Origin of the sequence: Pararhizobium sp. IMCC21322 (genome assembly GCF_030758295.1) — a bacterium.
In the GTDB taxonomy this organism is placed as follows: domain Bacteria; phylum Pseudomonadota; class Alphaproteobacteria; order Rhizobiales.
This window is the reverse complement of the sequence record NZ_CP132335.1, coordinates 3,945,694-3,959,373: the sequence shown is the minus strand read 5'-3', so window position 1 is coordinate 3,959,373 and position 13,680 is coordinate 3,945,694. Positions and strand designations below refer to the sequence as shown.

The 13,680-nt window shown below is 50.4% G+C and carries 13 protein-coding genes; 12 read left to right on the top strand and 1 reads right to left on the bottom strand.

Going from position 1 to position 13,680, the window contains the following annotated elements; genetic code table 11:
• Positions 1-21: 21 nt before the first annotated feature.
• The 7 genes from RAL91_RS18685 (at position 22) to RAL91_RS18655 (ending at position 4,648) form a co-directional block, all read left to right on the top strand.
• Positions 22-1,395, top strand: coding sequence for a phage tail fiber protein (locus RAL91_RS18685; protein WP_306257762.1), 1,374 nt, complete (start codon positions 22-24; stop codon positions 1,393-1,395).
• 44 nt (positions 1,396-1,439) lie between these two features.
• Entirely contained in the window at positions 1,440-1,877 is a 438-nt protein-coding gene (locus RAL91_RS18680) for a hypothetical protein (RefSeq protein WP_306257761.1), read from the top strand.
• Positions 1,877-2,746, top strand: a complete 870-nt coding sequence (locus tag RAL91_RS18675; protein WP_306257760.1) for a hypothetical protein — start codon at positions 1,877-1,879, stop codon at positions 2,744-2,746. The genes RAL91_RS18680 and RAL91_RS18675 overlap by 1 nt, the downstream gene beginning before the upstream one ends.
• Before the next feature lie 225 nt (positions 2,747-2,971).
• A complete protein-coding gene (locus tag RAL91_RS18670) occupies positions 2,972-3,763 on the top strand; it encodes a glycoside hydrolase family 19 protein (RefSeq protein WP_306257759.1) in 792 nt (263 codons plus the stop codon).
• Between the two features lie 11 nt (positions 3,764-3,774).
• The gene (locus RAL91_RS18665) at positions 3,775-3,975 is read left to right on the top strand and encodes a hypothetical protein (RefSeq protein ID WP_306257758.1); all 201 of its coding nucleotides are present in this window, start codon (positions 3,775-3,777) and stop codon (positions 3,973-3,975) included.
• A complete protein-coding gene (locus RAL91_RS18660; protein WP_306257757.1) occupies positions 3,972-4,352 on the top strand; it encodes a hypothetical protein in 381 nt (126 codons plus the stop codon). The genes RAL91_RS18665 and RAL91_RS18660 overlap by 4 nt, the downstream gene beginning before the upstream one ends.
• 47 nt (positions 4,353-4,399) lie before the next feature.
• Positions 4,400-4,648, top strand: a complete 249-nt coding sequence (locus RAL91_RS18655; protein ID WP_306257756.1) for a hypothetical protein — start codon at positions 4,400-4,402, stop codon at positions 4,646-4,648.
• A 344-nt stretch (positions 4,649-4,992) separates the two neighbouring features.
• On the opposite strand, the gene RAL91_RS18650 is transcribed toward RAL91_RS18655, so the two are convergent.
• Positions 4,993-6,186, bottom strand: a complete 1,194-nt coding sequence (locus tag RAL91_RS18650) for a phytanoyl-CoA dioxygenase family protein (protein ID WP_306257755.1) — start codon at positions 6,184-6,186, stop codon at positions 4,993-4,995.
• Positions 6,187-6,286: 100 nt separating this feature from the next.
• On the opposite strand from RAL91_RS18650, the gene RAL91_RS18645 reads away from it, so the two are divergent.
• The 5 genes from RAL91_RS18645 (at position 6,287) to RAL91_RS18625 (ending at position 13,680) form a co-directional block, all read left to right on the top strand.
• The gene (locus tag RAL91_RS18645; protein ID WP_306257754.1) at positions 6,287-7,315 is read left to right on the top strand and encodes a LacI family DNA-binding transcriptional regulator; all 1,029 of its coding nucleotides are present in this window, start codon (positions 6,287-6,289) and stop codon (positions 7,313-7,315) included.
• 449 nt (positions 7,316-7,764) lie between these two features.
• Entirely contained in the window at positions 7,765-9,429 is a 1,665-nt protein-coding gene (locus RAL91_RS18640; protein ID WP_306257753.1) for an ABC transporter substrate-binding protein, read from the top strand.
• A gap of 137 nt (positions 9,430-9,566) precedes the next feature.
• Complete coding sequence (locus RAL91_RS18635) at positions 9,567-10,517, top strand: ABC transporter permease (protein WP_306257752.1); 951 nt, start codon at positions 9,567-9,569, stop codon at positions 10,515-10,517.
• A gap of 10 nt (positions 10,518-10,527) precedes the next feature.
• Positions 10,528-11,535 carry an ABC transporter permease gene (locus RAL91_RS18630; RefSeq protein WP_306257751.1) on the top strand — a complete coding sequence of 336 codons (1,008 nt, stop codon included), beginning with the start codon at positions 10,528-10,530 and terminating at the stop codon, positions 11,533-11,535.
• A 21-nt stretch (positions 11,536-11,556) separates the two neighbouring features.
• Positions 11,557-13,680, top strand: a complete 2,124-nt coding sequence (locus tag RAL91_RS18625) for an ABC transporter ATP-binding protein (protein ID WP_306257750.1) — start codon at positions 11,557-11,559, stop codon at positions 13,678-13,680.

Below are 13,680 nucleotides of genomic sequence, written 5' to 3'. Positions count from 1 at the left end.
CTTTTTTTATGGAAAGAAGCAATGACAGAAACCGTATCAAAGAATTTCCAGCAATGGGTCGGGGACGGGGTGAGCGAGGTCTACACTCTTTCAAATGTGATACTTCTGGATGAAGCCTACCTTGCCGTCTATCTGGATGACATTACTCAAACGATTGCCACCGACTATTCCGTCGGGATCGAAGCCCAGATTGCCAGCGTCACTTTCCTGACACCGCCTGCTGCGGGACAACGAATTTCAATTGTTCGGGAAGAACCTCTTGAGCAAAATACAGACCTCACAACTATCAATACATTTCGCGCTGAAGGTTTTGAAGGCGCCTTGGATGCAATAGTTCGACAGATTTACCGTCTATGGCACAGATTGTCGCGCTCTCTGACACTGCCGGATAGCGCCTTGGATGGCAGTGGGCTGTTTGATGCGCGGTTGAACAGGATTGGCAATGTTGCAGATCCGGTTGCTGAGCAAGATGCTGTCACCAAGGCATTTGCTGACGATACTTATGCGCTTCAATCCGTCGCTGGTAGCGATATGTTCAAAGCGACTTACGACACGGACGGTGATGGCAAAGTCAATGAAGCCATTACAGCAGATATTGCACCATGGAGTGGTCTGACGGGCATTCCCGCCAGTTTCACGCCTGCAACCCACTCACACACTGCAACTGACGTTGATGATTTTAACACCGCATCTGATGCAAGAATTGCCAGTTCTGCACAGGATGTCAGCATTTGGGAAGCCGGTACCGGAATCACAGAAGGTGTTGTCAGTCCCGCGAAGATTGCGGCGGCGATTGCCACTATTGCTCCCGGCGGCGGCGACATGATCAAGGCCACCTATGACAGCAACAATAATGGCAAGGTTGACGCGGCAGATGCCGCAGATGTTGCACCATGGGCAGGACTGACGGGGGTGCCGGCTACATTTACACCGTCGGTCCACACACATATTGCGTCTGACCTGACAGACTTTAACACATCTTCCGATGCTCGGATATCCGCAGCTGTCAACGTATCGGTTCAGGCTTACGATGCGGATACCGCCAAAACTGATGTGGCTCAAACGTTCTCAGCCCTTCAGGCATCGAGCATTGAAACACTGTCGGATGGCGCAACGATTACGCCGACAGGAACGAAAAATGCCCATCAAATTACGCTTGGTGGCAACCGCACAATGGCAGCGCCAGCTATAATCACGGCGGGCGCAACCTACCTATTCAAAATCATTCAAGATGGCACTGGATCGAGAACTTTGGCGTGGGACTCTGCATATGACTGGCCGGGCGGCACAGCTCCAACACTCACGGCAACCGCTACAGGAATTGATGTTATCTCAGGCTTTTCATTCGATGGCGTTTCAATTCAGATTCTCACACCAGGACAGGATTTTAGCTGATGGGTACACGATATTTAGACGCCCAGACTAGACAGGACATGATCTTGACTAAGTTTGGCGGATTTAAGCTCGCAGTGAAAACGTTTGATGGTACGCAAATTGCCGACCTGCGAAATGGTGATATTTTGTCGCTTTCAAAGCGTGGCGCAGGGGCAACGACACCGCAACTAACTGATATTATGACAGAGATTTACCAATGCTCGCTCTCCACACTTTCTGATGCTTCGGGTGATCCGAATGACTGTCCGCTGACGCGCAGGCAATTATGTCTCGGGCCGCTGTATCTATACCTTAAAGATTTAGTTGTTCTCGTTGCAATCAATGTAATTGAACATTCAACAGAACGATTTGCCGCTTCGATAAAATGGCAAAATGCAGAAGAATACATACACTATCATGCATTAGTAGCTAGTCAAATGGCAACCATTGGGCTTGGTTCTGATACAGAAGTGGCGGCATGGATAATCGGAGGGAATACCTGATGTTTGCGGCTCAAGGAATGCTGTCTTCTTCTCTCGGCGGCGGTTCACGTGTATTCAATATTTCACCCTCTCACTCTGGTCAGTCTACGTGGGATCTTGATGTTGACGGGTCTCTTGAACTTGACACTTTTGGCACATGGATAATCAAGCCCACCGGCAACTTTTCGGCTTCGCTCAAACTTTGGGGTGGCGGCGGTGGCGGCGGTGAAAACTCTTCAAAATTTGGGGGAGGTGGCGGGTTCTCTGGTGGTATGCTTATTTTCCTAAACACTAGGGAATATGTTTTGGTGGTTGGGCGTGGCGGTCGATATAATGTTTCTGGTGCGCTTGCACCCGGTGGCGGTGGCGGCGCAGCATCATCAGGCTCTGGTGGTGGTGGCTATTCAGGCATTTTTCAAACTTTGGAAATTCAAGCTAATGCAAAGATCCTAGCTGGTGGTGGTGGCGGAGCAGGTGCGGGCACAACCGGAGCATCACTGGGGGGAGCTGGCGGAGGGACTTCTGGTGCAGATGCCAGTGGAGGGTCACCAATAGCGGGAGGCGGCTCACAGGTCGTGGGCGGGCAGGCTGGCGGAAATTCCGGGGGAGTTGAGGGTAGCGCGCTGCAGGGGGGGTATAGCGGCCAGCGTGGTGGTGGTGGTGGTGGTGGTTTTTTTGGTGGCGGAGCCAACCGTTCTGGGGCAGGATCAAGTGCTCGTGGCGGCGGTGGCGGCGGTTCCGGTTATCTGTCTGCAGACATTTCCGGCGGATCAACAACCGCAGGTTCTGGTGCTGTTCCGGCAAATTCCGAGGATTCTGATAGGAGTGGCGCCGGTGACGGAAATGCAGATGGAATAGAGGGTAACCCTGGAAAACTGAGGTTGTCATGATCTCAATCGATTGCACTGGCATCCATTGGATTACCCGCTGTCCTGACCCCACTGTCAATTACAGCAATGTTCAGACACAACATGTGACATCTCTATCATTCTCAGTGCCTTATCGGACAAAGCCCTTTGTTATTGTCTCCAAACCATCAAGCCAGCGGTAGCGGCGAATCGGTCTTGCTTCAGTGTCTATATTTTGCAGGATCATCTACAAACGAAGGAAATCCAATGTTTTTGATAAGTGATCAAATCCGAGAGGTTGTTGGCAAGAACGCCAACCAGAGGATCGTTGACGGCGTGATATCCAGCATGCAGGAGCACGCGGCTGAGTTTGAACTTGATCGTCCGGAACGGGCTGTGCATTTCCTTGCCCAGATCGCTCACGAAAGTGCTCACTTTCGCACGACAATTGAATACGCGACTGGTGAGAATTATGAGGGGCGCAAGGACCTTGGCAACGTATTCAAAGGTGACGGCCGTAAATTCAGGGGCCGGGGCCTTATACAGTTGACAGGGCGTTCTAATACCAAGGCTTTCACCCGGTGGATGCGCAAGCGTGATGCTTACGGTCCTGATTTCGAGGCCAATCCTGAAATCATTGCAGACTTCCCGTGGGCGTTTCTCGCATCGGTTTATTATTGGTCGTCCCGCGATCTGAACAAATATGCGGATACGAACAACATTGAAGCCATCACACGACTGATAAATGGTGGTCTGAATGGCTACACTGATCGGTTGCGATACTATGATGGTTTTGCGCTGGCTTATCTTGGCTATCGGGTCGGTCCATCCGGCATCTGGCAATTTCAGTCTGACAGGGGCCTCGAAACGGACGGAATCAGCGGACCACAAACACGGGATGCCTTCCACTTTGCCTTGAAGGCCCTAACAACCCCGTCGCTGCCTATGGTGGAGATTCCGGCTGTGCCGCCGCCAAAGTTACCGTCAAGCGCGCCACCGGGCATGCATCAATCAATTCGAATCCGTTTGGCCGCTCTCATTGGGCGGCTTTTTTTATAGGAGATAAGCCCGTGAAGGGATTTCGTACTATCATTGTAAACACTGCCGTAGCCACGCTGCCATTGGTTTGTGAGCTTTTGGCATTCCTGGATGTATTTGACTGGCGTTCGGTGCTTCCACCCGAAAGTGCGGGATGGCTCATCCTGCTGGTGGGCCTACTGAATATCGGCCTTCGGTTCATCACCACGACGCCAGTTGGTGAAAAACTTTGATTGCGCAGATAACAGGTTGGGTTGCAGGCGGAGCTCTGGACCGAATTGGGCGCCATTTGAAGGATGCCTATCTGGCAAAGAAACAGGCTGAATCCGATGAACAAAAGCTTGAAGCTGATCTGCGGATTCGCCAGTTGGAAGCGCAACAAAAATTGTTGATCGCAGAACAGGGCAGAGCGCTGACCCGTTGGATCAGGCCAGCTATTGCATTCCCGTTCGTCGCGTATCTCTGGAAGGTTGTGCTGTGGGACAAAGTTTTCGGCTGGGGAAGTACTGACCCTTTGTCATCTGAACTGGGTGAGATCATGATGGTAATGATTGGTGCCTATTTCCTGATGAGACCTTTTGAGAGGTTTTTCCCAAAGCTAGGTCTCTAGAGATCAAGACGAAACGGCTTTATTCAGGATGCGTTGGATTTATCAGGATGAACAAACAATTGATTGACGTACAACTGGCGCTGCTGTCTCAACAGATGCAGACCATGATGGATGAAAGCCGCTCTGCGACTGCAGATATGAAGGCTGAGATTGGTACCTTAAAATCGGACATGGCGGATATCAAGATGCAGGCAGCAAAGTGGAAGGGCGCATTTGGAGTCATGCTGGGAGCGGCTGCATTTTTGATCGGACTTATCACCGCATGGGAAAAAATTGGCGTCTTGTTCAAAAACTAATCCTGCCCCGAAAACCGCATTAAAAAACCCGCGACCATATTTGGAAGTCCCAAATATGGTCGCGGGTTTTTTGCGTTTTAGTTTTTGGGCAGATTTACACCCAAGACATCAAGGTCGCGCTGGTTGATTTTGCGTCCTTGATTTGTCGCCAGGCCGGCGCGAACGCCAGCAAAAAATATGTTCATGAAGTTTGGTTTTATCGAAGTCATAGACTTATCTCCATTTCTCCGACAAAACTAATGGCTCACTGAGCTGTTCACCAGTGCAGTTTAAACGCGGCAGCTATGCATAAATTGCACTTTCAAGTCCGGGGCGCAGTTGTATCAGCAGCCCGGCTTGGAAACTTATGTGTGACGCCGGCTTTCTTGGTCCAGCAGCGCCTTGTTGTAGCTTTCACTGTCCCAATTCTCATCGAGAGCCTGCAGAGTAAGTGCTTTCTGTGTTTGTGGAGCAAGTCCTCCTGTTGGAGGATCGTTGTCCAGACTCGTGGGGAATGCATAGCCATCTGCTGCGCAGGTAATGGCGTTTTCTATTTCGTGCGCTGATAGTCTGCCTGTCTCTTTTGCGGCCTTCACGACAGGATATATACGCTTGCACATACCAGTCCGATCGATTGTTTCCATTGGTTGGCCAAAAGCTGAGGAGACCTGCAGCAGATTTGCCATCCTTGCAATGTCGGCAGTCCTGTTCGCGCCTGCTGCGTGATACAATGCAGGGTTGAAAAATAGCAGGTCGCCCTTTTTCAATGCGAGCTGGACACAGCGGTCCTCAAAAACCTCACGAAAGTCGTTCCGGGTATAGGCGACATAGCCGGCACCATAGCGCTGCGAGAAAGGTAGTAATTTTGTCGGCCCGCTTTCAATTGGCATGTCACAATGGGCAATTGCAGCCTGCAAGGTGAGGGCTGCCGACATGTGGTGCAGATGCGGTGGGTATTTTGCCGCCTGTTCTGCGGGCAGGAACCCCAGATGGTAATCCCGATGCGCATCTTGTGCTTCACCGCCAGGCCGGACGAGGTTCACTTGGGATGCCATTTTATAGTTAGGCCCAAGCCATGCTTCACACCCCAAGGCAACCATGTCATTGCCGTAGTAGCTTACAAATGTAGCTGGATCTGCTTCACAGAGTTTCTGCATTGAATTCCAGATGCGATCATTTGCTCCAGCTTTTGCAAAATGATCGCCTCCTGAGCCTGAGCTTTTCTCGCGCGCTATGATCTGATTGAAGATCTCGCTTGCAGCATCAAGCACGCCCATATCCTCATAGGCATTTTGGATGACGAAGGTGCCTGCACCCTGAAACAAGACCTGGCCCAGCTCTGCCAGCACTTGTCTTCGACCCTCAGCAGCACCGAACAACTCCCGCAATTCATGTGAACGGTAAATTGGAATGTCGCTCTCAATTGTTACCGCATTTGGTGCATCGGTCTTAACAGTTTTGCCTTCCAGTGATTCCAGGAACTCCTCCAGACTGGCACCTTGTTTGGTGTACCAATCAGCGGCGCGGGGGGCATAGCTTTGTTTTTGTGGGCCTGACATGCTGGTCTCCTCCAAACTCTCTTTACAGAATACAGATTGTGTTTCATGCACCCACTCCTGAAAACCATCAAAAAACCATCAATTTGAATCGAGGTTTGATTTGGGATCACATAGGTTTCTTGTGAAGGAAGTAGCGGTTCAGGCAGGCGTTAGCACTGCAACGGTCGACCGGGTGTTAAACAATCGTTCGCAAGTGAAGCATCAGACGCGTCTGCGCGTTCTGCGCGCGGTTGAAGAATTGGAACGACTCCAGGATAGCCTGAATTTGTCCGGTGAGCGGTTTCTGATCGATGTTGTGGTTGAGGCACCCGATCGATTTGCCGAGATCGTACGTAATGCGGTAGAGGCGGAGATTGCCAGTTTTCTGCCAGCATTGGTTCGTCCGCGGTTTCACTTTCGGGAGACGTGGACAACACCGGAGTTGGTTGCGCGGCTAAGACGGATCGGCCTTAACGGCAGTAAGGGTGTGCTTCTCAAAGCCAAGAATCTGCCAGAAATTTGTGAAGCCATCGGGGCGCTGCGGCACCAGCATATTCCCACAGCAACATTGGTGACAGACATTCCTGACAGTACTCGCATAGCGTATGCAGGAATGGATAACATCAGCGCAGGAGAGACTGCCTCATACTTGATGTCGCGTTTCGTGACCGCTCATGGCGGCACTATTCTCCTGACCATAAGTCACAGCGATTTTAGTGGCGAAGCTGATCGTATCGCCAGTTTCAGGCAATCCATATTGCTTGTGCGGCCGGATTTGGATTTTGTAGAAATAAGCGGTGGATACGGTCAATCGAATGCTACAAAAAAACAGGTGACAGAGCTTTTGGAGCGAGGCGATCAGATTATCGGTCTTTATTCAGCGGGAGGTGGCAATAGAGCAATTCTCGAGGCGTTTAATGAACTTGATGTGCCAGAACCTGTTGTAATCGGGCATGATCTTGATGAAGAAAACCGTATGCTACTATCTGAGGGACGCATCAGCGCTGTCATTGTGCATGATCTTAACAAAGATATGAGACAGGCGTTTGCCGGATTCATCACCTTCCATAAGCCAAAATTTAAAACCGAAGCGGGACGCTTTTCTACTGTGCAGATCGTGACGCCTGCAAACATTCCTGATTTGGCGTGACGCGGCGCGAGGCTGTCTTGCAGATTTCATTCCGACTGGACAGTCACTCGCCCAATTGCACACGCTTTATGCAAAAACGACATCGATTGACCCATTATGTCGCGATTTGAATAGATTGGATCCTCATAGAGAGATTCACATTTGACGTCTAACCTTCTGAATAAAAGCATGAAAAATTGATATGTGGCGCTTTGGTTCGTGCGACCCTGTGGCTACACTGGACGGTTGACTTTGCTGCACAAGGTTGCACTTATAGTACTAAGGGGCGAATGGGCCACTAGAAGAGTTTGTTATGAACTGTACAGCCATGAGGCTTGTTACCCGGTATCGGGAAATGAAGTCTGTCATGACAGGTTTCGATTGAAATCCTGGTTCAGAAATTTTAGTGCGGGTCCGTAAACAGGCGGCCTCGCTTTTTTTTATGTTCTTACGAAGTCCAGAGGAAATCCATGAGCAGTAATCAATTGCATCCAAAAGTTAGAGAAGCGCAGAAGATGATGGATGACGGTCGTATGGACCGGCGCGCATTTCTGCGCGTGGCCACGTTGTTGGGCGTTTCAGCTGGCAGTGCCTATGCAATGTCAGGGCTTGTCCAGCCTGCAGAGGCCGCTGGGCATGGCAATATGCCATTTGCTGCTGACGACCCAAATGCGAAAACAGGCGGCATATTAAAGGTCGGTATGGAAGTCCAGAAAATGGATGATCCAGCGACCTACTCTTGGTCGGAGATGTCAAACCAGACAAGACATACCCTGGAGTTTCTTACCCTGACCGGCACCGACAATATTACCCGACCTATGTTAGCGGATGGCTGGCAAGCTTCAGATGATCTGAAAACCTGGACCTTCACAATTCGCAAGGGTGTGAAATGGCACAATGGAGATGAGCTTACTGCGGAGCATGTGAAGTTTAACATTGAACGCTGGATGGACCCGGATCTTGGTTCTGCAAATATTGGCCTGTCTTCCATTTCCGCAATGCTGGAAGACGTCGGTGAGAAGAAAGCGATGGTGGAGGGATCCGTTGAGATACTGGATTCCCATACAATCCGGTTTAATCTTCAAAAGCCTGTTCTGTCAGTGCCGGAAGATCTTTCCAACTATCCAACCTCGATTGTGCATCCAAGTTTCAAAGCTCCTTTTTCCGACAATCCTATTGGAACGGGTGCTTATGAACTGGTTGAATTGGTGGTCGGGGAAAAGTGCATCCTCAAAAAGAAAGCCGATCATGACTATTGGGGAGGTAAGGTCTATCTTGACGAGATTCACTATTACAACTTCTCAGCTGAGAACTCGCTGATCGCATTTTCTGGCGGCGACGTGGACACGATCATTGAGTTTGGTGTCGAGCAACTGGAGTTTGCGAAGGCAATCGAAGGCACAATCTTGACCGCGCGTACGTCGCAAACGCTGACCTTGCGCATGCAGGTTGATCAGGCTCCTTTTGATGATATTCGTGTGCGTCGCGCTTTTTTGATGGCGATTGATAATGCGGCCGTGAAGCCACTGGTATATTCTGAAGGAGGCGATATTGGAGCCAATTATCATGTTGCGCCTATCCATCCCGAGCATTTTGATCTTCCGGTTCCGGCACGGGATGTCGAAGGTGCAAAGGCGCTTTTGACAGAGGCCGGTTACGCTGACGGGATTGAATTGACCATTGATATCGGGAATACCGATGGCCCCTGGCATCAGACGGTTGTGGAAGCTGTCAGGGATCAGGTTAAAGATGCCGGAATTAAGCTCAATATCAATGTAATGCCTGCGTCCAAATACTGGGAAATCTGGGACAAGACTCCCTTTGGGGCCACTTCCTGGACCCATCGTCCACTGGGAACTATGGTCTTGTCATTGGGATACAGATCCGGCGTTCCCTGGAACGAAACCCATTTTGCAAGCGCTGAATTTGATGCAGCTCTGGATGATGCAGAAGCTACTCTTGATGTGGAGGAGCGCCGCGCCAAAATGGAAAAGGTGGAGAAGATTATGCAGGATGCCGCGATCGTTTGTATTCCACTTTACCGGCCGCTCTACTCCATTGTAAATGACAGCGTAAATGGCGTTGCCATGCATCCGACGAAGTTTCATTTGTTCAACAAGGTTTGGAAAGCTTAGTTGCTGGATGCCCAGAGGCCGTGCAGAAACCTGCACGGCCTCTCTTTTCATCAGCGCTGGTCGTCAGCGCCTGGCATCAATCGATGGTCCTGCCGTGGCCAGTTTAACGTGAGCCATTGGAGCAATTTCCAGGCAAAATGACCAAATTATTATTGAAACGTATCCTGCAGATGATCCTCATCATGCTGACCGCTTCATTCATCCTGTTTGTGATATTTGACACACCCGAATTCAAAAAGCGTCTTGCCGTTCAAGAGCTTGGTGGCTTTGCCGTGAGTGCGTTGACCGATGCCAGTTATGAAACCTGGCTCGAAAAAAAGGGACTCAATGTTCCCTTCTATGAACGTTATTCCAACTGGATTGGTGCAGTCATAAAAGGTGATTTCGGGTTTTCCCAAGAGAAAAACCGGGAGGTTGGTCCCCTGTTGTGGGACAAATTGAAAAAGACCGGAATTCTTGCGTTCTGGGTGTTTGCGCTGATGATCCCGTTGTCACTTGTTCTGGGTGTGTTAGCTGGGATGAAAGAGGGATCTGTGCAGGATCGCACGGTTTCTTTCATCTCGGTATTTTTCACAAGCATTCCGGAAATCGCCACCGCCATTTTGCTGACGGTTTTTCTGGCACTCGGCCTGGGGTTGGTTCCGGCTAAATCTGCCATGATCTCGGGCTTTGATTGGAAAGCCCTTGTGCTGCCTGTGCTCACACTTGTGATTTATGATTTTGGCTATGTCGCGCGGATGACGCGGGCATCGATGGCAGAAGTCATGACCTCGCAATATATCAGGACAGCCATTTTGAAGGGCCTGCCGTACCGGCGGGTGATCATGAAACATGCGCTGCGCAACGCACTGATCGCGCCATTCACCATCATCGTGCTGCAGCTTAACTGGCTGCTATCCGGTGTGGTTGTTGTGGAGGTTTTCTTTGAATATGACGGTTTCGGCAAAATGTTGCTTGAAGCAGCTCTCTTTCCCGATGTTGAAGTTGTTCAGGCCTGCACCCTGGTTGCTGTTATGGTCGCCGTCCTGTCCCAGATTATCTCGGACATCGGCTACATGTTCCTCAATCCTCGCATTCGGTTCAGTTAGGAACAAAATCATGGCTGTTGCAGATCTTCAAATGCCGCAACGCTCTGTTTTTGAGCGGTTGGCGAAACCAAAACTCATGCTGGCTCTGTTTGCGATCATGTGGGTTCCATTAACGCTTTACGTGATGTTTGGTTTCGGTGATGTGGTTCTGCTGCCTGCCATCCCGGCCACCATTGCGCTTTATGTCATTTGCCTGTGGGCCTTCCGTGAATCCACGGTTGCGCTTGTTGGGCTTACGCTTGTATTTTTCTGGCTGATCATGGCGGTTTCTGCGCCCTATCTGCCTTTGATAGATCCCAACAAGCCCATTGCACCTTTCGCAACTCCCTGGACCGAGAAGAAAGATACCTTCTTTATTCTGGGTAGTGATTTTAAAGGACGAGACCTTCTCTCCCGCATGATTTGGGGGTGCCAGAGAGTTCTTATCTGGGGTGTGTCAGCCACGGCTGTTGCGTATGTGATCGGCACCGTGTTTGGTTTGATCGCCGGCTATCTTTCAGGGTGGTGGGATGAAGCGATCTCGTTCATTGGCAACGTATTTTTGTCTTTTCCGGTCATGGTGTTGTTCATTGTTGTTTTGAACTATCTGGGACCATCCGGCTTCAACATTGTGATCGCAGTCACATTTGCATCAGCTCCTGCCATCATGCGCATTGTTCGAGGACTGACATTGGACATCAAGACCCGCGATTACGTGTATGCGGCGCAAACCCGGGGCGAGCATCCATTATACATCATGCTGGTTGAACTGCTCCCCAATGTACGCGGTCCATTGATTGTGGATGCCTGCCTAAGGCTTGGCTATACAACGGTTGCCATCACAACACTGACCTTTCTCGGCCTTGGCCTGCAGCCGCCTGATCCCGATTGGGGGCTCATGATCCGAGAGTCGGCGCGGGTCGCGATGCTCTGGAAATTCTCATACATGCTGCTGGTGCCGGCGCTTGCCGTGTCCTCATTGATCCTCGGCTTTAACTTGCTGGCTGATGGTCTCCGTGAAATCAGCCTAAAAGACTAGGAACAGGGTGAGGATTGAATAATGGATAACGTTACCCCGGTTCTTGAATGCAGGGATTTGTGCATTTCGTATAAAACGAGGGCTGGTGAAATTCCGGCTGTCATCGATTTCAATCTCAAACTTATGCCGAATGAATCGCATGGCATCGTCGGTGAATCCGGTTGCGGTAAATCCACGGTTGCGCTTGCAATCATGCAATATCTCGGCACTAACGGTTACATCAAAAGCGGCAAAATTCTTTTCAATGGTCGTGACATGACTGCCATGAGCCAAGAAGAATTGCGAAAGCTTCGCGGGTCGCAAATTGCGATGGTGTATCAGGAGCCGATGGCCTCCCTGAACCCGGCCATGAAGATTTCAGACCAATTGGCAGAAGTGCCGATGGTTCATGACGGGATGAGCGCCGAAGATGCAAAGGTGAAAGCCTTGCAAATGTTGGAAAAGGTGAAATTGCCCGATCCATCGCGCATCATGAACTCCTATCCGCACCAGATTTCTGGCGGACAGCAGCAACGTGTTGTGATTGCGATGGCGCTTTTGTCAAATCCGAAACTGCTTTTGTTGGATGAACCAACAACTGCTTTGGATGTGACTGTGGAAGCCGGCATAGTGGAACTTATTCGTGATATTGCGGTTGAATTCGGCACGTCTCTTGTCTTCATCTCACACAATTTGGGACTCATTCTGGAGACCTGTGAGCGGCTCACAGTTATGTATTCCGGTCAGGCTGTGGAAATTGGTGATATCGGTGATGTGTTTGACGCAATGCGCCACCCCTATACGCGGGGTCTTTTCAACTCTATTCCGCTGCCGGGTGCTGATAAGAAAAGCAAACCTCTTGTACCTATTCGCGGGCAGTTGCCGCTGCCGCATGAAAGACCAACTGGTTGCTATTTTGGGCCGCGTTGTGATTTTTTTGAGGAAGGGCGTTGTGACCAGGAGCTTGTTGCGCTGGAAGAAACGGACGAAGGCAAAAATCACTTTGCCCGATGTGTGAAGTTTCGTGAAATTGATTGGGAGGCTGAACAAGCGACCGTCATTGTGCGTGATGCCGTTTTGCCAGGCGAAGTGGTTCTGGACATACATGAACTTCAGAAACATTACCGGGTCGAACGGGGAGGTCTGTTCCTCTTTGGAGGTGAGGCAAGTACTGTCAAGGCCAATGAACGTATCAGTTTTCATGCAAGAGAAGCCGAAACCGTTGCCATTGTTGGCGAATCCGGCTGTGGAAAATCGACATTTGCAAAGGTGTTGATGGGGCTGGAAGATGCCACGTCCGGCAACATCCAGTTCGGGGATGTGGAGCTTGGAAGTTTGACAGTTCAGGATCGGACAGCCGACACAATTTCGAAGCTGCAGATGGTGTTTCAAAACCCTTTTGATACGCTGAATCCCAGCCATACGATTGGCCGCCAGATATCACGTGTCATCAGAAAATTCGGCGTTGAGAAGGATCCGGCGAAGGTTGAAGCCCGGGTCATGGAGCTCCTTGATACTGTCAAGTTGCCCCGCGATTTTGCCAAACGCCGACCAAGGCAATTATCAGGTGGTCAAAAGCAACGGGTTGGCATCGCGCGTGCGTTTGCGGGTAATCCATCTATGGTAATTGCGGATGAACCTGTGTCGGCCCTGGATGTGTCTGTACAGGCTGCAGTGACAGAGTTGTTGATGAACATTCAACGTGATCATCGCACAACCCTGTTGTTTATCAGTCATGATCTATCGGTTGTCAGATATCTCGCAGACCACATTATTGTCATGTATCTGGGGCAGATAATGGAGCAGGGGAGCACGGATGAAATCTTTTCGCCTCCCTATCATCCTTACACCGAAGCATTGTTGTCGGCAGTTCCTGTGGCCGATACGTCTATCGAGAAGCGAAAAATTGTGCTGCAGGGCGAATTACCATCATCGCTTAATCCGCCAAAAGGGTGTCCTTTCTCAACCCGGTGCCAGTACAAGATTGATGGATTATGCGATACGGAAGTTCCGCCGGTCCGAACGGTATTCAAGGATGAAGAACAGCTGCGCGGGCACCAGATTCTGTGCCATTTGAGCCAAGAAACGCTGAACAATATGCTCCCGGTTTTTCGCAACAAAGGGAGCAGCGACAAGGAATCCGGCGAGTTGGAACCAGCTGAGTAA